This window comes from Roseomonas acroporae, from assembly GCF_023223525.1.
Lineage (GTDB): Bacteria > Pseudomonadota > Alphaproteobacteria > Acetobacterales > Acetobacteraceae > Roseomonas_E > Roseomonas_E acroporae.
In genome coordinates, this window is the sequence record NZ_JALPRX010000080.1 from 1 (window position 1) to 21855 (window position 21855).

Consider the following 21855-nt stretch of genomic DNA (forward strand, 5'->3'; position numbering starts at 1 on the left):
TGAAGACCGTCGTGCCCGAGGCGATGCCGCAGCGCGACTGACCGGTGGCGGCATCCGGCGGCGGCATCCGGCGGCGGCGGGGAGGGAGCCGGACGACCTGCTTTCCGGCCGCCGGGCGCGTCCGCCCGGCCTGGGATCCCTCTGTCGTTATCGCCGCGTCACGCGCTGCAGCGCATCCACCAGCATGTCGAAGGCCATGGGCTTCTCCAGCAGCTCCATCGGTCCTTCCGACGGACGTTGCAGCGAGGCCACGCCGCCGGTGGGCGGCGAGCCCGTCATGACCACCACGGGCAGGCGTGGGTCGCGTGCGCGCAGTCGCCGGATCAGCTCCTCCCCGCCGAGGCGGGGCATGCGCAGGTCGGTCAGCAGGACGTCGAAGGTGGCACGCTCGGCGAGTTCCAGCGCCTCCTGTCCGTCATAGGCGACCAGGACCTCGTAGCCCTGCTGCGCCAGCACATCCTCGATGGTCATGGCCGCCAGGCCTTCGTCCTCCGCAACAAGCACGCGCAAAGCGACCACTTTTTTCCAATCCTTGATTGTATAACATTCCTGGAGGCCACCTCTGGGTCAGTCTGCCCGACGTCGTCTTCCCTGGAAAGTTTGGTGGGTTTGGGGACGGCATGCGTTCCCGTCGATCCTGCCGAAGGTCGGGTGATGTGATCGTCCCGCCACGGTTACGGTGTGGTCACATCGGCAAGGAACCCTCGCGCCGGTGCGCCGCTGATTGCTCCTGGGAAAGAGCGGAATCCATGGCATGAACGTCATCGCGCCCGTCGACCAGCGGAGCCGGCAGGCCGGGAAACGGCAGGAGGACGCCGACGCGCCGTCTCCGGCGGCGGGTGATTCGCCCGGCAGCCGGTACCGGCGCGTGCGGGCGCGCACCGAGGCCCTGGCCGCGCCGCTCTCGGCCGAGGACCAGTGTATCCAGTCGATGCCCGACGCCAGCCCGGCCAAGTGGCACCGCGCCCACACCACCTGGTTCTTCGAGACCTTCCTGCTGGTGCCGTCCCGTCCCGGCTACCGGCGCTTCGATCCCGCCTTCGCCTACCTGTTCAACTCCTACTACGAGGCCGCCGGGCCGAGGCATGCGCGGCAGCGCCGCGGCATGGTGACGCGCCCTTCCGCCGAGGAGGTCGCCGGGTACCGCGCGCATGTGGACGCGGCCATGCTGCCGCTGGCCGAGGCCGCCACCGGCGGGGTCGCCGCGCTCGTCGAGCTCGGCCTCCAGCACGAGGAGCAGCACCAGGAGCTGCTGCTCACCGACATCCTGCACGCCCTGTCCCAGAACCCGGTCTGGCCCGCCTATGACCCCGGCTGGTGCGAGCCGGCGGCGGCGCCGGGCGCGACGGGCTGGCTCGACGGCCCCGGCGGGCTGGTCGAGATCGGCCACGGCGGCGACGGCTTCCACTTCGACAACGAATCGCCGCGCCACGTCACCTTCCTGCACCCCTACCGCATCGCCGACCGGCTGGTGCGCAACGCCGACTGGCTCGCCTTCGTCGAGGATGGCGGCTACCGCCGCCCGACCCTCTGGATGTCGGATGGCTGGGCCCTGTGCCAGGCCGAGGGCTGGCAGGCGCCCCTCTACTGGGAGCGGCGCGACGGGGAATGGCTCGAATTCACCCTGGCCGGCCTGCGCGCCCTCGACCCGGCCGCCCCGGCGCGCCACCTCTCCTGGTACGAGGCCGACGCCTATGCCCGCTGGGCCGGCAGGCGGCTGCCCACCGAGGCGGAGTGGGAGGCCGCCGCCGCGCTGCCGGGCTTCCTGGAGGCGGAAGGGCATGTCTGGCAGTGGACCGGCAGCGCCTATCGCCCCTATCCGGGCTTCCGCCCCTGGGCCGGGGCGGTGGGCGAGTACAACGGCAAGTTCATGATCGGCCAGATGGTCCTGCGTGGCGGCTCCGTGGCGACGCCGCCCGGCCATGCGCGGGCCAGCTACCGCAACTTCTTCGACCCCGGGAAACGCTGGCAGTTCGCCGGCCTGCGTCTGGCGGAGGACGCGGCATGAGCCTCGCCCTCGACCTCGCCGCGGACCGCGCCGGCGCGCCCGGGGGCGGGCAGCGCGCGGCCTTCCTGGCCGACGTGCTGGCCGGCCTCTCGGCGGCCCGCAAGACGCTGCCCTGCAAGTGGCTCTACGACCCCGAGGGGGCGGCGCTGTTCGAGGCGATCACCCGACTGCCCGAGTACTACCCGACGCGCACCGAGACGGCGATCCTGCGCGAGCGCGCCGATGCGATCGCGGCGCTCGCCGGGCCGGGAGCGGTGGTGGTCGAATTCGGCTCCGGCTCGGCCGAGAAGGTGGGCCTGCTCCTGCGCGCGCTGGACCGGCCCGCCGCCTACGTGCCGGTGGACATCGCGCCGGAATGGCTGGACGACGCGGCCGCGCGCCTGGCCGGGGCGCATGCCGGCCTTCCCGTGATGCCGGTGGTCGCCGACTTCACGCGCCCCTTCGCCCTGCCGACCCGCGTTCCGGCGGGGCGCCGCCTTGGCTTCTTCCCCGGTTCCACCATCGGCAACTTCACGCCGGAGGAGGCGGTCGGCTTCCTCGGCCTCGCCCGCCGGGTGCTGGCGGCGGGGGGCGGGGCCGGGTCTGGGGCTGGGTCTGGGTCTGGGTCTGGGTCTGGGGCGAAAGCGCGGCTGGTGCTCGGCGCCGACCTCGTCAAGGCGGCATCGGTGCTGGAGGCGGCCTATGACGACGCCGCCGGCGTCACCGCGCGCTTCAACCTGAACCTGCTGTCGCGGATCAACCGCGAACTGGGCGGCGATCTCGACCCGGGCGGCTTCCGTCACCGCGCCCTCTGGAACACGGCGGCGGAGCGGGTGGAGATGCATCTGGTCTCGCGCCGGGCACAGCGTGCCACCATCGCCGGGCACCTTTTCACCTTCGCGGAAGGCGAGACCATCCACACCGAAAGCAGCCACAAGTACCGGCCCGACCGGCTCGCCCGGCTGGCTGCCAGGGCCGGCTGGCGAATCGAGGCGTTCTGGACCGATCCCGACCGGCTGTTCTCGGTGTCGGTCCTTGCCTGCGACGGCGACCGGGCCGGCCCGGGAGAGGCGAGGTGACGAAGACGGTGACAGCCGGCGGCGCCGGTCCGATCCTGCGCTCCTGACAGCGTCGCCGGGGCGGGCCCGGCGGCTTGCCTGGAGGAGTTGCCCCGCCATGCCCGTTCCGATCGCAAGCCACCGGGGTGGCGCCTTCCTGTGGCCCGAGAACAGCATGACCGCCTTCCGCGCCGCCGCTGCGCTGGCGGCCGAGCAGATCGAGCTCGACGTGCATCTCTCGGCCGACGGCGACCCGATGGTGATCCACGATCCGACCCTGGACCGGACCACGGATGCGCAGGGACCGGTCGCGGCGCGCCGCACCGCCGCGCTGGCCGGCGTGCGGCTGCGCGGCGCGGGCGGCGACACGGTGCCGACGCTCGCCGCGGTGCTGGCGCTGGTGCGTCCCACCACGCAGTCCCTGCGGGTGGAGCTGAAGGCGGATGCCGCCGGCATGCCCTATCCGCGCATCGTGCCGCGCGTCCTCGCCGAGCTCGACGCGGCCGGGATGCGCGGGCGGACGATCGTGATGGCCTTCCACGCGCCCACGGCGGCTGAGGCGGCCCGCGCCGGGGGGATGGCGGGCACGGCCTGGCTGCTGGAGCGGCACGGCTGGCGCGACCTCGGCGCGGTCGGCGCGGCGGCGGTGGCGCGTGCGCACGGCGTCGCGGAGCTCGGCCTGCACGAGGCGGATGTCGACGCGCCCGCGCTCTCGCTGATGCATGCCGCCGGGCTGCGGCTCGGCGTCTGGGCCGCCAACCATGACGCGTCGATCCGCCGCATGCTGGCGCTGGGCGTGGACGTGATGACGACCGACGATCCGGTGCTGGCGCTGCAACTGCGCGGCGAGCTGGCAGCCCCCTGACTCCGCGGCTCCCGGAAGCGCGCGCAAGCCTGTTGCTGCCGGCGGGCATCCATCCCTATCCTGCATGAAGCGGCGGATAAGCCGCGGGAAAGACTTGGGGGACGTTCGGGTGCCTGCGGACATGGCTGCGGCGGAGCCGACTCTCGACCCGCCGACGGAGGCGGCGCCCGACCTCGCGCCGGCCCCGGCGCAGCCGGAGCCGATCCTCGATGTCGCCGGCGTGTCGCTGCGCTTCGGCGGCGTGCGGGCGCTCACGGACGTCTCCTTCGCGGTGCGGCAGGGCGAGATCTTCTCGATCATCGGCCCGAACGGCGCCGGCAAGACCTCGATGCTCAACTGCATCTCCGGCCGCTACCGCCCGACCGAGGGGCGCATCCGCTTCGACGGGCGCGACATCACCCGGCTGCGCACCAGCCGGCGCGCCGCCATCGGCATCGGCCGCACCTTCCAGAACCTGGCGCTGTTCGGGCACATGAGCGTGCTGGACAACATCGTGGTCGGCCGCCACCACCTGCTGCGGCACGGCTTCCTCTCCGGCATGCTGTACTGGTGGGGCGGCGCGCAGCGCGAGGAGATCGAGCACCGCCACGCGGTCGAGGAGATCATCGACTTCCTGGAGATCCAGCACGTCCGCAAGGAGATGGCGGGCACGCTCTCCTACGGGCTGCGCAAGCGCGTGGAGCTGGCCCGCGCCGTGGCGCTGCGGCCGAAGCTGATCCTGCTCGACGAGCCGATGGCCGGCATGAACCTCGAGGAGAAGGAGGACATGGCGCGCTTCATCGTCGACCTCAACGTGGAATGGGGCATGACGGTGCTGATGATCGAGCACGACATGGGCGTGGTGATGGACATCTCGCACCGCGTCATGGTGCTCGACTTCGGCCGCAGGCTGGCGGAAGGCGCGCCCGAGGCGGTGCTGGCCGACCCGCACGTACGCCGCGCCTATCTCGGCGAGGTGGACGAGGAGGCGCCCGCGCTGGAGGCGGCCGGGGCATGAGCGGCGCCGTCGGCGCGGCCGGCGCCTTCGACACGCTGCCGAAGCTGCTGGCGCGCAACGCGCGCGAGTACGCGGCCGGCACGGCGCTGCGCGAGAAGCGGCTCGGCATCTGGCGCGCCGTCACCTGGGCCGAATACCACGCCCGCACGCGCGCCGTGGCGCTCGGCCTGGTGCAGCTCGGCCTGGACCGCGGCGACGTGGTGGCGCTGATCGGCGACAACCGGCCCGACTGGGTGATGGGCGAGGTCGCCGCGCACGCCATCGGCGCGCTCTCGCTCGGCCTGTACCGCGACGTGCTGGACGAGGAACTGGCCTACCTGCTCGGCCACAGCGGCGCCGTCGCGGTGCTGGCGGAGGACGAGGAGCAGGTGGACAAGCTGCTGGCGCTGGGCGAGCGCGTGCCGGCGCTGCGCCACATCGTCTACGCCGATCCGCGCGGCATGCGGAAGTACGACGACCCGCGCCTGCTGCCGCTCGCCGAACTGGTCGCACTGGGCGAGGCGCTGCACGAGGAGGATCCCGGCCTGTACGAGAGGCTGCTGGCGGCGGCCTCCGGTGAGGACGTCGCCATCCTCTGCACCACCTCCGGCACCACGGCGCGGCCCAAGCTGGCGCGCCTCACGGCCGGCGCGCTGATCCGCCACTGCGAGACCTATCTGCGCGCTGACCCGAAGGGCCCCGACGACGAGTACGTCTCCGTCCTGCCGCTGCCCTGGATCATGGAGCAGATCTACGCCGTCGGCTGGAACCTGATCGCGCGCATGGTGGTGAACTTCGTCGAGGAGCCGGAGACCACCATGGCCGACTTCCGCGAGATCGGCCCCACCTTCGTGCTGTTCGCCCCCCGCGTCTGGGAATCCGTCGCCGCCGAGGTGCGGGCGAAGATGATGGACGCGACGCCGCTGAAGCGCGCCCTGTTCGACCGCGGCATGGCGGCCGGCCTGCGCGCGCTGGAACACGGCCGCCGTTCCGCCTTCGCCGACCAGCTCCTGTTCCGCGCCCTGCGCGACCGGCTCGGCTTCTCGCGGCTGCGCTCGGCGGCGACCGGCGGCGCGGCGCTGGGGCCGGACACCTTCCGCTTCTTCCAGGCCATGGGCGTGCCGCTGCGCCAGCTCTACGGCCAGACCGAGCTGCTCGGCGCCTACACGCTGCATCGCCCCGATGCGGTGGATTTCGACACGGTGGGCGTGCCCTTCGACGACACGGTGGAGATGCGCATCCTCGACCCCGACGCCAATGGCGTCGGCGAGATCGTCACCCGGCACCCCAACATGTTCGCCGGCTATCACGGCGTCGACGGGATCGGGGATCTGCGCGACGGCTGGCTGCACACCGGCGATGCCGGCTACCGCCGCGCGGACGGCCAGTACGTGGTGATCGACCGCATCCGCGACATCGCCACCACCGCCCAGGGCGACCGCTTCAGCCCGCAATACATCGAGAACAAGCTGAAATTCTCCTCCTTCGTGGCCGAGGCGGTGGTGCTGGGCGACGGGCGCGACCACCTCGCCGCCATCCTCTGCATCCGCTACCCGATCGTCTCGAAATGGGCGGAGCGGCAGCGCATCCCCTTCACCACCTATTCCGACCTCGCCGGCAAGCCGCCCGTGCTCGACCTGCTGCGCGGCGAGGTGGAGCGGGTGAACGCCACCCTGCCGCCGGCCCAGCGCATCCGCGAATTCGTCCTGCTCTACAAGGAGCTGGACGCCGATGACGACGAGCTGACCCGCACCCGCAAGGTCCGCCGTGGCGTGATCGGCCGCAAGTACGGCGACATCATCGAGGCGATCTACCGCGGCGACCGCGACATCCCGGTGGACGCGGTGATCGCCTTCCAGGACGGCACGAGGCAGCGCGTGCGCACCACGCTGCGCGTCGTCACGCCCGGCACGGGCGCGGTTCAGGCGGAGGCGGCGTGATGGACTGGACCCTGCTGTTCCAGCTCGTGCTGAACGGGCTGATCGTCGGCACGCTCTACGGCGTGGTCGGCATGTCCTTCGTGCTGGTCTACAAGGCCTCGCAGGTGGTGAATTTCGCGCAGGGGGAGTTCCTGCTGATCGGCGCCTGGGTCTGCTGGTGGCTGCTGACGCAGTGGCAACTGCCCTTCTGGGCCGGCTTCCTGCTCACCCTCGCCTTCATGACGGTGTTCGGCATCGTCCTGCAGGTCGTGGTGCTGCGGCCGCTGATCGGCGAGCCCGTCATCAGCGTCATCATGGCGACGATCGGCCTCTCCATCTTCTTCCAGGCGCTGATGAAGTGGATGTTCGGCGTCTTCGCCCAGCCCTTCCCGCCGATCTTCCCCGCCGACCGCGTGGAGATATTCGGGTTGCAGGTGCAGACCGCCTACCTGCTCAGCCTCGGCATCTCCATCGTCATCATGGCCGGCTTCGCCTGGTTCTTCACCGCCTCCAAGCACGGCCTCGCCATGCGCGCCACCGCCTTCGACCAGCAGGTGGCGCAGTCGCTCGGCGTCTCGGTGCCGAAGGTGTTCGCCATGTCCTGGGCGATCTCGGCGATGGTCTCGGCCGTCGCCGGCGTCGTGGTCGGCGTGGTGAACGGCGCCTCCTCGGGGCTTTCCGCCTACGGCATCAAGGTGTTCCCGGCGGTGATCCTGGGCGGGCTCGACAGCATCGTCGGCGCCGTGCTCGGCGGGCTGATCGTCGGCGTGCTGGAGAACCTGGCGCAGTACCTCGACGCGCAATGGCTCAACTGGGGCAACATGGTGCAGGTCGCGCCCTTCTACGCGCTGATCCTGATCCTGCTCGTCAAGCCCTACGGCCTGTTCGGCACCCGCAACATCGAGCGGGTGTGAGCCCATGTCCGCGATGACCCCGGCGGGCGACTTCCGCACCTCCTACCGCGCCGACATGACCATCTTCCCGACGCGCGGCAGCCGCGTCGCCCTCTGGATCGGCCTCGCCCTCGCCTGCGCGGCGCCGCTGGTGCTGGACCGCTACGCGCTCGGCCTCGCCATCAACATCGGCATCATGGGCATCGCGGCGCTCGGGCTGAACATCCTGGTCGGCTTCACCGGCCAGATCTCGATCGGCCACGCCGCCTTCTTCGGCTTCGGCGCCTTCGCCTCGGCGGGGCTGGTGGAGCACGGCGTGCCGGTGGTGCTCGCCATCCCGCTCGCCGGCCTCGCCACCACCCTGGTCGGGCTGGTCTTCGGCCTGCCGGCGGCGCGCCTCAAGGGCCTCTACCTCGCCATCGCGACGCTGGCCGCGCAATTCATCCTGGAGGATTTCTTCGCCCGCGCGCAGTGGTTCAGCGGCGGTGTCGCCGGCCGTGTCACCGAGCCCTTCACCCTCGGCCCGCTCCGCTTCGACACGGAGAACAGCTACTTCTACGTCGTCCTCGCCGCCGTCATCGTCATGTTCGTCGCCGCCGCCAACCTGATGCGCACGCGCGACGGCCGCGCCCTGGTCGCCATCCGCGACCACTATCTCAGCGCCGAGATGATGGGCATCAACCTCGCCTGGTACCGCACGCTGAGCTTCGGCATCGCCAGCTTCTACGCCGGCATCGCCGGCGCTCTCTACGCGCACTACCTGCTCTTCGTCTCGGTGGAGGCGTTCAACATCCTCTTCTCCATCCAGTTCCTCGGCATGGTCATCATCGGCGGGCTCGGCTCCATCATGGGCTCCCTGCTCGGCGCCGCCTTCATGGTGCTGCTGCCGGAGGTGGTGCAGACCCTGGTGGAGCTGCTGCAGGGCGGCGCCATCGACCGCGCGCTGCATCTCGGCAACGGCGTCGCCTTCCTCAAGGAGATGGCGATCGGCGCCGCGATCATTCTGTTTCTCGTCTTCGAGCCGGATGGTCTCGCGCGACGCTGGCGTCTCATCAAGGCCTACTGGAAGCTCTACCCGTTTTCCTACTGAACGACACCCGACCGTGCCCAAGCACGGCGAAGGAGGAAGTCCGATGAAGATGCAACCCGCCCTGCTGGCGATCGTGCTCTCCACGCTCGCTATCCCGGCCTTCGCGCAGCCCATCCCGGTCGGCCATATCGCCGATCTTTCCGGCGCCACCTCGGATGTCGGCGTTCCCTATGGCCAGGGCGTGGACGACGCGCTGGCCTGGGTGAACCGCACGCGCGGCGGCGTCGCCGGCCGGCAGATGAACGTCACCATGCAGGATTACGGCTACCAGGCGCCGCGCGCCGTCGCCCTCTACCAGCAATGGATGAGCCGCGACCGGCCCGTCGCCATCCAGGGTTGGGGCACGGCCGACACCGAGGCGCTGGTCGCCTTCGTCACGCGCGACCGCGTTCCCTTCATCTCCGGCTCCTACTCCGCCGCGCTGACCGACCCGACCGGCCGCGCGCCCAAGGCCGACAAGGCCGCGCCGTTCAACTTCTTCTACGGCCCGAGCTATTCCGACGGGCTGCGCGCCATGCTGCGCTGGGCCGCCGACGACTGGCGCGCGCGCGGCCAGCAGGGCCGGCCGCGCTTCGTCCACATGGGCGCCAACCATCCCTACCCGAACTCGCCCAAGGAGGCCGGCGAGGCGATGGCGCGCGAGCTCGGCTTCGAGGTGCTGCCCGCCATCCAGTTCGCGCTGACGCCGGGCGACTACACCGCGCAGTGCCTCACCGCGAAGAACGCCGGCGCCAACTACGCCTATCTCGGCAACACCGCCGGCTCCAACATCTCCGTGCTGCGCGCCTGCCAGACGGTCGGCGCCAACATCCAGTTCCTCGGCAATGTCTGGGGTATGGACGAGAACGCGATGAAGGCCGCCGGCACCGCCGCCAACGGCGTGGTGTTCCCGGTCCGCACCGCCGCCGTCTGGGGGCAGGAGGCGCCCGGCATGCAGGCGGTGCGCGAGATCAGCCGCATCTCCGATCCCTCCGGCAACGCCTACCGCCCCGTCCACTACCTCGCCGGCATCTGCGCCGCCATGCTGATGACCGAGGCCATGGAGACCGCCGCCGAGGCCGGCGGCCAGATCACCGGCCCGCGCATCCGCGACGGCTTCTACGCCCGGCAGAACTGGGTGCCGCGCGGCTTCGAGGGCGTCTGCGCCCCGTCCAACTTCACCGCCGAGGACCATCGCGGCACGATGACGGTGCAGCTCTACCGCGCCGTGGTCACCGGCCCGACCAACCAGGGCCCGGTGGACGAGCTGATCCGCAACAACACCATGCGCCTGGAGCGCGTCGCGACGGTCGAGCTGGAGCGCCGGCGCGACTGGCTGGGCTGGTAGCGTGGGCGAGGCACTCGCCGCCCCCCGCGCGCCGTCGCCGCACGAGGCGACGCCGCTGCTGGAGGTGAACAACATCGAGGTCGTGTACAACGACGTCATCCTCGTGCTTCGTGGCCTCTCGCTGCGCGTGCCGCGCGGCGAGATCGTGGCCCTGCTCGGCGCCAACGGCGCCGGCAAGTCCACCACGCTCAAGGCCGTCTCCGGCCTGCTCCGCTCCGAGGAGGGCGAGGTGACACGCGGGGAGATCCGCTTCGAGGGCGAGCGCATCGACGGCATCGAGCCCGACCGCATCGTCCACCGCGGCATCTTCCAGGTGATGGAGGGCCGGCGCATCGTCGCCGACATGACGTGCCTCGAGAACCTCCGCCTCGGCGCCTTCACCCGCAGCGACGGCGAGGTGAGGCGCGACATCGACATGGTCTACGGCTACTTCCCGCGCCTGCGCGAACGCACCGGCCTCGCCGGCTATCTCTCCGGCGGCGAGCAGCAGATGCTGGCGATCGGCCGCGCGCTGATGGCCCGGCCGAAGCTGATCCTGATGGACGAGCCTTCCATGGGCCTGTCGCCGCTGTTGGTGAAGGAGGTGTTCGGCATCGTCCGCCAGCTCAACCGCGACCTCGGCATCACCATCCTGCTGGTCGAGCAGAACGCCCGCATGGCGCTCTCCATCGCCTCCTACGGCTACGTGATGGAGCAGGGCAAGGTGGTGCTGGACGGCACCGCCGAGGCGCTGGCGGGCAACGAGGACGTGAAGGAATTCTACCTCGGCGGCCACGGCGCGGAACGCAAGAGCTTCCGCAACCTCAAGAGCTTCCGCCGCCGCAAGCGCTGGCTGTAGCAGGCCGGGTCGAGCGGGGCAGGGGGGAGGCCGGCCCCTGCCCGTGCGCCGTCAGCCCTGCATCTCCCTGTAGGTCTCCTTGGCGATGCGCAGCGCCGAGTTCGCGGCGGGCACGCCGGCATAGGCCGCGACCTGCAGCAGCACCTCCGAAAGCTCGTCGGCCGTCACGCCGGTGTTCTCGGTGGCGCGCACGTGCAGCTTGAACTCCTCGTGGTGGCCGAGCGCCGCCATCAGTCCGAGCGTCAGCAGGCTGCGCGTGTGCCGCGGCAGCCCCGGCCGAGTCCAGACCCGCCCCCAGACGCCTTCCAGGATGAAGTCCACGAAGGGCTTGTCGAACGGCGTCATGTTCGCCATCGAACGATCGACGTGCGCCCCGCCCAGCACCGCCCGGCGCACCGCCATGCCGGCCGCCGCGGCCATCCCCGGCGCGCGCTCCGGCAGCAGATGGGCCAGGATGGCGTCGGTCACGGCCTCGGCGCATTCGAAGGTCGGGATGTGGGCGCCGTTCCGGATCACCACCAGCGCGCTCTCCGGGATCGCCGCCTGGATCGCCTTCGCCGCGCTGACCGGCGAGGCCTGGTCCAGCTCGCCCACGATCACCGTCGTCGGGCAGTGCAGCCTGCCGCGAAGCGAATCGGCGCGCGCGTCGCGCAGCGCCTCGGCGGCGGCGGCATAGCCCTCCGGCGGCGTGGTCAGCAGCATCTGCCGCAGGCCGAAGGAATCCGGCCGGGTCTGGTCGATCACCCAGCGCGCCATCACCGCATCGGCGACACTCGCCATGCCCTCGGCGCGCACCGTGGCCGCACGCCCTTCCCAGCTCTCCGGCGGCAGGAACTCCAGCGCCGTGTCCACCAGGATCAGCGACGCGACGCGCTCCGGCGCCAGCGCCGCCAGCTCCATGGCGATGCGGCCGCCGATCGAGATGCCGGCCACGTGCACCTCGTTCTCGCCCAGCGCGTCCAGCAGCGCCAGCGCGTCGCGCGCGAAGCGCTCCATGCTGCCGGGGCCCGGCGTGACGCCGCTGAGTCCGTGCCCGCGCAGGTCCGGGCGGATGACGCGGAACTGCCGCGACAGCACCGCCGCCTGCGCGTCCCACACATGCAGCGTGGTGCCGAGGGAATGCAGCATCAGCAGCGTCGGGGCACGCGGCGGCCCCTCCGCGACATAGTGGGTCACGATATCGTCGGTGCGCGCGAACATGTTTCCTCATGCCTCCCCATCCCCGGCGGACGCAACTGACCGCAAGCCGCGTGCCCTGTGAAGGGCGCTCGCGCCGTGCCCGGTGCCGAGGGCGCTCGCGCCCCTACCCGGCCCTGTTGGCACCCGGCCGCAGGCGCAGCCCCGGCCGCAGCTTGGTGAAGGGGAGCCCGGCCGGGTCCGCCACCACCGGGCCCGGTGCCGCGGCCACGATCACCCGCTCGGCGATGGGCTGGAAATCGGCCCTGAAGTGCACGCTGCTCTTCAGCGCGATGATCCGCTGCGCGGCCGGCTCCAGCCCCACATGGGTCAGCAGCGCCCGGTCCAGCGCCTGCATCTTTCGGCTGACCACGATCACCCGCACCCCGGTCGCCCGGCCACCGGCCGCCACGGCGATCAGCGCGGTCGGCCCGAGATCGGCGGGGTTGCCCTTGCCCATCGGCCCGCCCAGCGTGAAGCGCCCGTCGGTCAGCCGCTCCACCACCGCCTCCAAGGCCAGCGGCGCGCCGTCCGACCGGCCGCCGAGCGACAGCGCCACCGTGCCGCCCTCGCCCGCCGCATGGCAGGCGGCGGCGCTCTCCGCGTCGTTGATCAGCGCCAGCACGGCGCCCTGCGCCTCCTGCCGGATCAGCTCGGCCAGCAGGCCGGTGGTATCGCCATGGCCGCCGCCGCCCGGGTTGTCCTGCGTGTCGGCGATCACCACCGGACGGTTCGCCTCGGCCGCGATGCGCAGCGCCTCCGCCACTGCGTCCGCGGCCGGCAACACGCCCTGCGCGAATTCCGGCTCGCGCCAGGCGATGTACTCGTGCAGCTCGGAAGCCGCCGCCTCGGCCGCCGCCCGGCTTTCCGCATAGGCCGCGATGGCCATGCCGCAGCCGGGGAAGTCCGCGTAGGGAAAGCCGAAGCAGAAGGCCAGCTCGGCGATGCCGTGCCTCGCCGCGATCGCCGCGCGCGCCTCCAGCACCGGCTGCATCGGCGGCACCAGCGTGCACTGCGCGGTCAGCGGCACCAGGAAGTCCAGCGCGCGGAACGCCCGCGCGAAGGGCACGCCGCGCCCGATCCGTTCGACGAGAAGGGAAAGGGCGCGTGCCCCCGCCTCGCGCTGATCGACATGCGGGTAGGTGCGGTACGGCACCAGCACATCCGCCAGCTCGACCATCTCGCGCGTCAGGTTGCAGTGCGGATCCAGGCTTGCCGCGACCGGCACGCCCGGCCCCACCACGGCGCGCACGCGCCGCAGAATCTCGCCCTCCGCGTCGTCGAAGCCCTCGGCGACCATCGCGCCGTGCAGCTCCAGGAACACGCCGTCGAGCGGCCCGGCATCGAGCGTGTCCGACAGCGCCGCGAGCATCAGCGCCGCCACGCGCTCGAACGCCTCCGCCGTCACCGGTCCCGCCGGGTTGGCCATGCACCAGACCAGCGGCGCGATCGTGGCGCCCTGCCGTTCCGCCTCGGCGATGGCGCCCGCCGTCGGCAGACTGGTCGGCCGCAGCGCGTCGATCAGCGTTGCCGGACGTTGCAGCGCCGGGAAGCCGCCCGGATGCAGGAATTCCGCCCAGCCCGTCGGGCGCGGCGCGAAGGAATGACTCTCGTGCTGGAAGCCGCCGATGGCGATGCGCATGGTCGTGTTCCCGTCAGCGCACCACGCCGGCCGTCGCCAGCACGGCGTCCGCCAGCACCTGCACGCCGGCCGCCGCCCATTCCGGCGTGATCGCCTCGGCCTCGTTGTGGCTGATGCCGCCGACGCAGGGCGTGAAGATCAGCGCCGCCGGCAACCGGCGCGCCACGTAGACCGCATCGTGCCCGATGCCGGCCGCCATGTCGCGATGCGGAAGGCCGCGCGCCGCGGCGGCATCGCGCACGCGCGCGGTGAGGACCGGATCGAACGGCACCAGCGGCGAGGTCCAGAAATTCTCCACCGCGATCTCCACCCCGCGCGACGATGTCAATTCCGCTGCCCGTTCCCGCAGCGCCGTCACCATCCGGCCCAGCGTCTCCGCATCGTCGGCGCGCAGGTCGACGGTCAGCCGCACCTCGCTCGGCGTGATGTTGCGGCTGTCGGGCGAGAGCGTCAGCCGCCCCACCGTGCCGCGCCCGCCATGCGCCAGCGCGATCGCCTCCACCGCCGCCACCAGCATGGCGGCCGGTACCAGCGCGTCCCGGCGCCCCTGCATGCTGGCGCCGGCATGCGATTCGGTGCCCGTCACCGTCACGTCCAGCCATTCCTGGCACAGCGCGTGCGTGACGACGCCGATCGACAGCCCCTCGCGCTCCAGCACCGTCCCCTGCTCGATGTGCAGCTCGAAATAGGCGCCGAACTCGCGCAGCGCCGCCGGATCGGCCTCGCCCTGCCAGCCGATGCGCCGCAACTCCTCGCCGAACACCGCGTCCGCCGTGTCCGTCGTCGCCAGCATCGCCGCCTCGTCCAGCAGCCCCATGGCGACGCCGCTCGCCATCATCGGCGGCGAGAAGCGGGCGCCTTCCTCGTTGGTCCAGTTGACGAGCACGATCGGCGCCTCGGTCTCCACGCCCGCCTCCTGCAGCGCGCGCATCACCTCCAGCCCCGCGAGGACGCCGAGCACGCCGTCGAACTTGCCGCCCGTCGGCTGCGTGTCGAGATGGCTGCCGATGGCCACCGCCTTGCGGGCCGGGTCGCGACCCGGCCGGGTCAGCAGCATCGTGCCCATGCGGTCCGTCGTCAGCGTCAGCCCGGCGGCCTCGCCCCAGGCCTGAAGCATGCGCCGGCCATGCGCGTCGAGATCGGTCAGCGTCTGCCGGTTGCTGCCGCCCTTCGCGGTACCGCCGATCTTCGCCATCTCCATCAGGCTGTCCCAGAGTCGCGCGGGGGAGAGGGGGAGGTTGGTCTGCATCATTCGCTCTTCGCCAGATCGATGCCGTGCGCCACCGGCGGCACCCAGCCGCGCCCCGGCACGCTGTCCAGCAGCGCCTTCGTGTAGGGGTGTCGCGGCGAACGGAACACCTGCTCCGTCGGCCCCTGCTCGACGATCCGCCCGCGCTGCATCACCGCCACCCGGTCGCAGATCTCGGCGGCGACGCGCAGGTCGTGCGTGATGAACAGCATGGTCAGGCCGAGCCGCTCGCGCAGATCGGTCAGCAGCGCCAGCACCTGCGCCTGCACCGAGACGTCGAGCGCCGAGACCGGCTCGTCGGCGATCAGCAATTGCGGCTCCATCGCCAGCGCCCGCGCGATGCCGATGCGCTGCCGCTGCCCGCCGGAGAATTCGTGCGGGTAGCGGTTCATCGCCTCGGGCGGCAATTGCACCAGCGACAGCAGCTCGCGCGCCTTCGCCAGCGCCGTGTCGCGCGGCACGCCATGGGTGATCGGCCCTTCCGCGATCGCCTCGCCCACGGTGCGGCGCGGGTTGAGCGAGGCGAAGGGGTCCTGGAACACCATCTGGATCTGCCGCCGGTACGGCATCCAGGCGTTGCGCGAGAGCGGGCGCAGATCGGTGCCGCCGAACAGGATCTCGCCCTGCTCGGGCGTCACCAGCCGGATCACGCAGCGCGCCAGCGTGGACTTGCCCGAGCCGCTCTCGCCGACGACGCCGAGCGTCTCGCCCCGGTGCAGGACGAGATCGGCATCCGCCACCGCCGGCACGGCGACGCCCTTGCCGAACCAGCCGCCGGCGCGATGGTACGTCTTGCGCACGCCGGAGAGCTGCAGGATCGTCTCGGTCGAGACCGAACGCGCCGGCCGCGCCGCCGCATGCCCCTGCGGCACCGCCGCGATCAGTGCCCGCGTGTAGGGATGCTCGGGCCGGTTCAGCACCTGCGCGGCCGGCCCCTGCTCGACGATGCGGCCGCGCTGCATCACCGCGACGCGGTCCGCGATCTCCGCCACCACGCCGAAATCATGGGTGATGAACATCACGCCGGTGCCGCGGCGCTGCTGGATCTCGCGGATCAGCGTCAGGATCTGCTTCTGCGTCGTCACGTCGAGCGCGGTGGTAGGCTCGTCGGCGATCAGCAGCGCCGGCTCCAGTGCCAGCGCCATGGCGATCATCACCCGCTGCCGCTGCCCGCCGGAGAGCCGGAACGGGTGGCTGCGCGCGATGGCGCGCGGATCCGGCAGGTTCACCGCCTCCAGCAATTCCGGCACGCGACGCGCCGCGTCGTTGCCCGCGCCGTGCACGCGCAGCGCCTCGGCGATCTGGTCGCCGACCCGCATCAGCGGGTTCAGCGCCGTCATCGGCTCCTGGAAGATCATGGCGAGCCGCGCGCCGCGCAGCCGCCGCATCTCCTCCTCCGGCAGGCGCAGCAGGTCGCGGCCGTCGAACCGGATGCTGCCCGAGCGCACGGCGAGGCCCGGCGCCAGCAGCCGCATCGTCGCGTTCGCGGTCATCGACTTTCCCGAACCGCTCTCGCCGACGACGCAGAGGATCTCGCCCGCGTCCAGCGTCAGGTCGATCCCCTCGACCGCGTTCGGCCGGTCGCCGCCCGGTGGCAGCGCGACGGTGAGGCCGGAGACCTCGAGCAGGCTCAATGCGCCGCCCCCCGCTTGCGCAGGCGCGGGTTCAGCGCGTCCGACAGCCCCTCGCCCACGAGGTTGAGCGCCAGCACGGTGAGGAAGATGGCGAGGCCCGGGAACACGCTCATCCACCAGGCGAGGCGGATCACCGAGCGCCCGGAGCCGATCAGGAAGCCCCAGCTCATCATGTTCGGATCGCCGAGCCCGAGGAAGGAGAGGGAGCTCTCCAGCAGGATCGCCGTCGCCGTCATCAGCGAGGCCAGCACGATGATCGGCGAGAGTGCGTTGGGCAGGATGTCGGTCAGCACGATGGCGAGCGGCCGCTTGCCCAAAACCTCCGCCGCCTGCACGAATTCCCGGTTGCGCAGGCTGAGGAATTCCGCCCGCACCACGCGCGTCACCGGCGGCCAGGAGACCACCGCGATGGCGACGATGATCGAGGCGATGGAGGGCGTGAAGATCGCCACCAGCAGGATCGCCAGCACGAAGGAGGGGATGGTCTGGAAGAATTCGGTGAAGCGCATGATGGCGTCGTCCGCCCAGCCGCCGAGATAGCCCGCCACCGCTCCCAGCGCCACGCCGATCAGCAGCGCGACGGCGGTGGAGACGGCGCCGACGATCAGCGAGACCTGCGCACCGTAGGCGATGCCCGCCGCCACGTCGCGCCCCAGGCTGTCCGTGCCGAGCAGCATGCCGTCCTCGCCCGGCGGCTGGAACGGCGCGCCGGCCATGTCCCACGGGCTGCCGGGGAACAGCAGCGGCGCGAACAGCGCCATGCCGATCACCAGCACCAGCAGCACGGCGCCCACCACGGCGCCGCGGTTGCGCGCGAAGCGGCGCAGGAAGGCGCTCATCCCGTCACCTCCACGCGCGGATCGACCACGGCGTAGAGCAGGTCGGTCGCGAGGTTCAGCACGATCACCATCACCGAGGTGCAGAAGAATACGCCGAGCAGCACGGCGTAGTCGCGCGCCAGCAGCGCGTCGAAGGCCAGCCGGCCGATGCCGGGCCAGGCGAACACCGTCTCCACCAGGATCGAGCCGCCGATGAGCTGCCCGGCCTGGATACCGGCGAAGGTGATGACCGGCAGCAGCGCGTTGCGCAGGATGTGCGCGCGCAGGATGCGCCCTTCCGGCACGCCCTTGGCACGCGCGGTCTTGACGAAGTCCTGGTCCGCCACCTCCAGCATCGTCGCGCGCGTCAGCCTCGCATAGACGGCGAGGTAGAACAGGCCGAGCGTCAGCGCCGGCAGCACCAGGTGCTGCGCCACGTCCCACCACAGCGCCGGCCCGTGCAGGTCGAGCCCCGGATCGCTCATGCCGAAGCTCGGCAGCCATTCGAGCTGCACCGAGAACAGCAGCACCAGCATCAGCCCCACCCAGAACAGCGGCGTGGCGTAGAAGGTGAGGGCCAGCGCGGTGATCGCCGAATCCGCCCAGGTGCCGGCCCGACGCGCCGCCAGCGCGCCGAGCGCCACGCCGCCCGAGACGGCGAGCAGGAAGGCCGCGCCGGTCAGCAGCAGCGTCGCCGGCAGCCGGTCGAGGATCAGCGTCGCCACCGGCATCTGCTGGCGGTGGCTGAAGCCGAGATCGAGCGTCAGCACGTCGCGCAGGTAGATGCCGAGCTGCACGTGGAGCGGCCGGTCCAGCCCGAACTGGTGCCGGAGCTGCTCCATGAATTGCGGGTCGGCCGAGCCCGACTGGCCGGCGATCACGCTCGCCGGGTCGCCGGGGGCCGCATGGATCAGCAGGAAGTTGCAGATGGCGATGGCGACGATCACCAGCGCCGATTTCAGCAGCCGGCGCAGCAGGAAGCCGGGAAGGCGCGACGCGTCCATGCGCCGGGGTCAGGAGGCCAGGAACACGTCGTCGAAGCTCGCATGCACGCCGGTGCCGGTCTGGATCACGTTGCGCAGCTTCTTGTCCGTCACGGTCGGGTAGGCGACCTCGACCACCCAGAGCAGCGGCACCTCCTCCACCAGCAGGTGCTGCACCTCGCTGAACGCCTTCTGCCGCTCCGCCGCCGTCGCCGCGGTGCGGCCGGCCTGGAACAGCTCGTCGACGCGCGGGTTGGAGTAGCCCGCCGTGTTGGTGAAGGTGATCTTCTGGATGTTCGAGGTCACGTAGGAACGCTCGACGCCCAGGGTCGGGTCGCCGAACTGGTAGAGCACGTTCGCGGTCGTCTCGTAGTCCCAGTTGGCGACGCGGCTGGCCCAGGTGCCGGCATCGGTGCTCTCCAGCGTCACGTCGATGCCGATCTGGCGCATCGCCTGCCGGAAATACTCGCTCATGCGGTTCCAGATCTCACCATAGGGCGGGATCAGGTGCTTCAGCGCGAAGCGCATGCCGCCGGCGCCGGGCTTGTGCCCCGCCTCGTCCAGCAGCTTCTTCGCCTTCGCCACGTCGAAGGGCGGCAGCTTCGCGGTGGCGTCGTAGAAGCGCGTGGTGGAGGCGATCGGCCCGGTCGCCGGCCGGCCCAGCCCGAACCACAGGCGCTGCACGATGAAGTTGCGGTCGAGCGCCATGCTCATCGCCTGCCGCACGCGCTTGTCGGCGAGCGGCCCGACGCGCTGGTTCAGGTCGTACCAGAAGAGCGGCGAGAAGTACTCCCAGCCCGCCGTCGTCACCGCCAGGTTCGGCTTGGCCCGCAGCGCCGGGATGTCGAAGGGCTCGATGTCGGTCGCCGTGGTCATCACCACCTGGCCGGATTCGATCGCGAGCCGTCGGCTCTGCCCGTCCGGCACGATGCGCCAGAGGATGCCGTCGAGATAGGGCTTGCCCGGCTTCCAGTAGCCCTCGTAGCGCTCCATGCGCACGAAATTGCCGCGCTGCCATTCGACGAAGCGGAACGGCCCGGTGCCGACCGGGTGCTGCACCGCCGGCGCGGTGCGGAAATTCTGCCCCTCGAACAGATGCTTCGCGACGATCGGCATGGCGGTCGCGTCGAAGCAGAGCAGGAAGGGCTCGAAGGGCTGCTTCAGCACGAAGCGCGCCGTGTGCGGGTCGGGCGTCGTCGCCTCGGCGATGCCGGCCAGCACGCCGCGCAGGCGCGGCGCCACCTCGCGGTTGAACTGCATCACGGAGAAGACGACGTCATCCGCCGTGAATGGCTTGCCGTCGTGCCAGGTGACGTTCTCCTCCAGCTTGAACACGTATTCCAGCCCGTCCGGCGAGACGGTCCAGCTCTTCGCGAGCTGCGGCAGCGGCTCCAGCTTCGGGGTGAATTGCAGCAGCCCCTGGGTGATCTTGGTGCCCGCGATCAGCGTCGGCGTCTGGTTGTTGACGCCGATCTGGAGCACCGGCGGCTCGGGGTTGAGGATGGTGGTCAGCATGCCGCCGCGCCGCGGCGTGACGCCCTGCGCCAGCGCCGCGCCGGCGCTCATCAGCACCGGTGCGGCGGCGGTGGCGCCCAGGGTGGCGCCCAGCAGGTTGCGACGGGTCAGTTCCATCCGTGGGCCTCGATCCGGTGATGCTGCGCCGCGAAGCTAGCCCCGCCCGGCCGTGTGCGGCAAGGCGGCGTGCGGCCGCCCCTCATGCCGCCAGGAACACGTCGTCGAAGCAGGCATGCACCCCGGTGCCGAGCTGGATCACGTTGTGCAGCTTCCTCTCGTGGATGGTGGGGAAGGCCATCTCCATCAGCCAGATCTGCGGCACCTCCTCCACCAGCAGCTTCTGCACGGCACTGAACGCCTTCTGGCGGTCGGCCGGGTCCGCCGCCTCGCGCGCCTCGGCGAACAGCGCGTCCACGCGCGGGTTGCTGTAGCCGCCGGTGTTGGTGAAGGTCACCTTCTGGATGTTGCTGGAGACGTAGGTGCGCTCCACGCCCAGGCTCGGGTCGCCGTACTGGTAGACGAAGTTGATGCTGGTCTCGTACTCCCAGCCCGCGATGCGGCGCGCCCAGGAGCCGGCATCGGTGCTTTCCAGCACGAGGTCGATGCCCACCTGCCGCAGCGACTGCTTCAGGTACTCGGAAAGCCGCGACCACACCTCGCCGTAGGGCAGCACGAGGTGCCTGATCGTGGCCCGCACCCCGCCCGCGCCCGGCTTCAGCCCGGCCGCGTCCAGCAATTGCGTCGCCGCGCGCACGTCGTATTTCGGCATCTGCGCCGTGGCGTCGAAGAAGCGCGTGGTCGAGGCGACCGGGCCGGTCGCCGGCTTGCCGACGCCGAACCACAGGCGCTGCGCGATGAAGTCGCGGTTGATCGCGTGCGCGATCGCCTGCCGCACGCGCACATCGCCGAGCGGCGCCACGCGGTGGTTGGTCTCGATCCAGGAGAGCGGCGAGAAGTACTCCCAGCCCTTCGTCTGCACCTCCAGGTTCGGCTGCGCGCGGAAGCGCGGCACGTCGAAGGGCTCGATGTCGTTCGCCTGCGAAAGGATCGCCTGCCCGGTCTGCAGCGCCAGCGCCCGGCTCTGGCTGTCGGGCACGATGCGGTAGATGATTGCGTCGAGATAGGGCTGGCCCGGCTTCCAGTAGCCCTCGTACCGCTCCAGCCGGATGAAGTTGCCGCGCTGCCATTCCCCGAACCGGAACGGGCCGGTGCCGATCGGGCGGGCATTGGCCGGGTTGGTGCGGTAGTCGGTGCCGTCATAGACGTGCTTCGGCACGATCGCGACCGTCGTCACGTCGAACATCAGCAGGAAGGGCTCGAAGGGCTTCTCCAGCGTGAAGCGCACCGTGTGCGCGTCCTCCGCCACGGCTTCCCTGATCCGGCTGAAGATGCCGCGGGCGCGCGGCGCCAGCTCCATGTGGAACTTCATCACCGAGAAGATCACGTCCTCGGCGGTGAAGGGCTTGCCGTCATGCCAGGTGACGTTCTCCTGCAACCGGAAGGTGTAGGTGCGCTTGTCGTCCGACAGCGCCCAGCTCTTCGCCAGCTCCGGCAGCGGCTCCAGCGTCGGCGAGAATTTCAGCAGTCCCTGGTAGATCTTGCTCGCCGCGATCAGGGTCGGCCCCTGGTTGTTGACGCCGAGCACCAGCACCGGCGGCTCCGGCGTCAGCATGGTCTGCAGGGTGCCGCCGCGCCGTGGCGCGATTCCCTGGGCCAGCGCCTCCTCCAGCCGCAGCAGGGCCGGCGCCGCGGCGGCGGCGGCCAGCAGGGAGCGGCGTGCGAGCAGCGTCATTCCATCAGGACTCCCGATCGTGGCGCCAGGCCGGCCGTCGCGGCGGCGCCCTGTTGGCGGCATGGGAAGCAAGCACCGGGCCACGCGCCGCCG

General features: G+C 71.4%; 18 protein-coding genes. 9 read left to right on the forward strand and 9 right to left on the reverse strand.

The annotated features are described in order from the left end of the window. Positions 1 to 147 precede the first annotated feature (147 nt). Positions 148 to 471, reverse strand: a complete 324-nt coding sequence (locus tag M0638_RS18195; RefSeq protein WP_248668429.1) for a response regulator — start codon at positions 469 to 471, stop codon at positions 148 to 150. Positions 472 to 754: 283 nt separating this feature from the next. Between M0638_RS18195 and egtB the strand changes: the two genes are divergently transcribed. From egtB to M0638_RS18240, 9 genes are all read left to right on the forward strand, one after another. After that, a complete protein-coding gene (egtB, locus tag M0638_RS18200) occupies positions 755 to 2008 on the forward strand; it encodes an ergothioneine biosynthesis protein EgtB (protein ID WP_248668430.1) in 1254 nt (417 codons plus the stop codon). Beyond that, a complete protein-coding gene (locus tag M0638_RS18205; protein WP_248668431.1) occupies positions 2005 to 3066 on the forward strand; it encodes an L-histidine N(alpha)-methyltransferase in 1062 nt (353 codons plus the stop codon). The genes egtB and M0638_RS18205 overlap by 4 nt, the downstream gene beginning before the upstream one ends. Before the next feature lie 97 nt (positions 3067 to 3163). Continuing rightward, a complete protein-coding gene (locus tag M0638_RS18210) occupies positions 3164 to 3910 on the forward strand; it encodes a glycerophosphodiester phosphodiesterase family protein (protein WP_248668432.1) in 747 nt (248 codons plus the stop codon). Between the two features lie 121 nt (positions 3911 to 4031). Then, complete coding sequence (locus M0638_RS18215; protein ID WP_248668433.1) at positions 4032 to 4907, forward strand: ABC transporter ATP-binding protein; 876 nt, start codon at positions 4032 to 4034, stop codon at positions 4905 to 4907. Further along, positions 4904 to 6826, forward strand: coding sequence for an AMP-binding protein (locus M0638_RS18220; RefSeq protein WP_248668434.1), 1923 nt, complete (start codon positions 4904 to 4906; stop codon positions 6824 to 6826). The genes M0638_RS18215 and M0638_RS18220 overlap by 4 nt, the downstream gene beginning before the upstream one ends. After that, entirely contained in the window at positions 6826 to 7719 is an 894-nt protein-coding gene (locus M0638_RS18225; protein WP_248668435.1) for a branched-chain amino acid ABC transporter permease, read from the forward strand. Before M0638_RS18220 ends, M0638_RS18225 begins: the two co-directional genes overlap by 1 nt. A gap of 4 nt (positions 7720 to 7723) precedes the next feature. Next, positions 7724 to 8788 carry a branched-chain amino acid ABC transporter permease gene (locus tag M0638_RS18230; protein ID WP_248668436.1) on the forward strand — a complete coding sequence of 355 codons (1065 nt, stop codon included), beginning with the start codon at positions 7724 to 7726 and terminating at the stop codon, positions 8786 to 8788. A 43-nt stretch (positions 8789 to 8831) separates the two neighbouring features. Beyond that, on the forward strand, positions 8832 to 10115 hold the full coding sequence (locus tag M0638_RS18235; protein WP_248668437.1) for an ABC transporter substrate-binding protein: 1284 nt from the start codon (positions 8832 to 8834) through the stop codon (positions 10113 to 10115). A 1-nt stretch (position 10116) separates the two neighbouring features. Then, the gene (locus M0638_RS18240; RefSeq protein ID WP_248668438.1) at positions 10117 to 10953 is read left to right on the forward strand and encodes an ABC transporter ATP-binding protein; all 837 of its coding nucleotides are present in this window, start codon (positions 10117 to 10119) and stop codon (positions 10951 to 10953) included. A gap of 51 nt (positions 10954 to 11004) precedes the next feature. On the opposite strand, the gene pcaDC is transcribed toward M0638_RS18240, so the two are convergent. From pcaDC to M0638_RS18280, 8 genes are all read right to left on the reverse strand, one after another. Further along, positions 11005 to 12153, reverse strand: a complete 1149-nt coding sequence (gene pcaDC, locus M0638_RS18245) for a bifunctional 3-oxoadipate enol-lactonase/4-carboxymuconolactone decarboxylase PcaDC (RefSeq protein ID WP_248668439.1) — start codon at positions 12151 to 12153, stop codon at positions 11005 to 11007. A gap of 103 nt (positions 12154 to 12256) precedes the next feature. Further along, the gene (locus M0638_RS18250) at positions 12257 to 13771 is read right to left on the reverse strand and encodes a M81 family metallopeptidase (protein WP_248668440.1); all 1515 of its coding nucleotides are present in this window, start codon (positions 13769 to 13771) and stop codon (positions 12257 to 12259) included. A 13-nt stretch (positions 13772 to 13784) separates the two neighbouring features. Next, a complete protein-coding gene (locus M0638_RS18255) occupies positions 13785 to 15020 on the reverse strand; it encodes a Zn-dependent hydrolase (RefSeq protein WP_248668441.1) in 1236 nt (411 codons plus the stop codon). After that, the gene (locus M0638_RS18260; protein WP_248668442.1) at positions 15020 to 16654 is read right to left on the reverse strand and encodes an ABC transporter ATP-binding protein; all 1635 of its coding nucleotides are present in this window, start codon (positions 16652 to 16654) and stop codon (positions 15020 to 15022) included. The genes M0638_RS18255 and M0638_RS18260 overlap by 1 nt, the downstream gene beginning before the upstream one ends. Continuing rightward, the gene (locus tag M0638_RS18265) at positions 16651 to 17493 is read right to left on the reverse strand and encodes an ABC transporter permease (RefSeq protein WP_248668443.1); all 843 of its coding nucleotides are present in this window, start codon (positions 17491 to 17493) and stop codon (positions 16651 to 16653) included. Before M0638_RS18265 ends, M0638_RS18260 begins: the two co-directional genes overlap by 4 nt. Then, complete coding sequence (locus tag M0638_RS18270; RefSeq protein WP_248668444.1) at positions 17490 to 18476, reverse strand: ABC transporter permease; 987 nt, start codon at positions 18474 to 18476, stop codon at positions 17490 to 17492. Before M0638_RS18270 ends, M0638_RS18265 begins: the two co-directional genes overlap by 4 nt. Before the next feature lie 9 nt (positions 18477 to 18485). Further along, entirely contained in the window at positions 18486 to 20087 is a 1602-nt protein-coding gene (locus tag M0638_RS18275) for an ABC transporter substrate-binding protein (protein WP_248668445.1), read from the reverse strand. Between the two features lie 82 nt (positions 20088 to 20169). Continuing rightward, the gene (locus M0638_RS18280) at positions 20170 to 21762 is read right to left on the reverse strand and encodes an ABC transporter substrate-binding protein (protein WP_248668446.1); all 1593 of its coding nucleotides are present in this window, start codon (positions 21760 to 21762) and stop codon (positions 20170 to 20172) included. Positions 21763 to 21855: the final 93 nt, after the last annotated feature.

Coding starts and splice junctions, on each gene's coding strand:
- M0638_RS18195 (WP_248668429.1), bottom strand. CDS start 471: ATGACCATCGAGGATGTGCTGGCGCAGCAGGGCTACGAGGTCCTGGTC.
- egtB (WP_248668430.1), top strand. CDS start 755: ATGAACGTCATCGCGCCCGTCGACCAGCGGAGCCGGCAGGCCGGGAAA.
- M0638_RS18205 (WP_248668431.1), top strand. CDS start 2,005: ATGAGCCTCGCCCTCGACCTCGCCGCGGACCGCGCCGGCGCGCCCGGG.
- M0638_RS18210 (WP_248668432.1), top strand. CDS start 3,164: ATGCCCGTTCCGATCGCAAGCCACCGGGGTGGCGCCTTCCTGTGGCCC.
- M0638_RS18215 (WP_248668433.1), top strand. CDS start 4,032: ATGGCTGCGGCGGAGCCGACTCTCGACCCGCCGACGGAGGCGGCGCCC.
- M0638_RS18220 (WP_248668434.1), top strand. CDS start 4,904: ATGAGCGGCGCCGTCGGCGCGGCCGGCGCCTTCGACACGCTGCCGAAG.
- M0638_RS18225 (WP_248668435.1), top strand. CDS start 6,826: ATGGACTGGACCCTGCTGTTCCAGCTCGTGCTGAACGGGCTGATCGTC.
- M0638_RS18230 (WP_248668436.1), top strand. CDS start 7,724: ATGTCCGCGATGACCCCGGCGGGCGACTTCCGCACCTCCTACCGCGCC.
- M0638_RS18235 (WP_248668437.1), top strand. CDS start 8,832: ATGAAGATGCAACCCGCCCTGCTGGCGATCGTGCTCTCCACGCTCGCT.
- pcaDC (WP_248668439.1), bottom strand. CDS start 12,153: ATGTTCGCGCGCACCGACGATATCGTGACCCACTATGTCGCGGAGGGG.
- M0638_RS18250 (WP_248668440.1), bottom strand. CDS start 13,771: ATGCGCATCGCCATCGGCGGCTTCCAGCACGAGAGTCATTCCTTCGCG.
- M0638_RS18255 (WP_248668441.1), bottom strand. CDS start 15,020: ATGCAGACCAACCTCCCCCTCTCCCCCGCGCGACTCTGGGACAGCCTG.
- M0638_RS18265 (WP_248668443.1), bottom strand. CDS start 17,493: ATGAGCGCCTTCCTGCGCCGCTTCGCGCGCAACCGCGGCGCCGTGGTG.
- M0638_RS18270 (WP_248668444.1), bottom strand. CDS start 18,476: ATGGACGCGTCGCGCCTTCCCGGCTTCCTGCTGCGCCGGCTGCTGAAA.
- M0638_RS18275 (WP_248668445.1), bottom strand. CDS start 20,087: ATGGAACTGACCCGTCGCAACCTGCTGGGCGCCACCCTGGGCGCCACC.
- M0638_RS18280 (WP_248668446.1), bottom strand. CDS start 21,762: ATGACGCTGCTCGCACGCCGCTCCCTGCTGGCCGCCGCCGCCGCGGCG.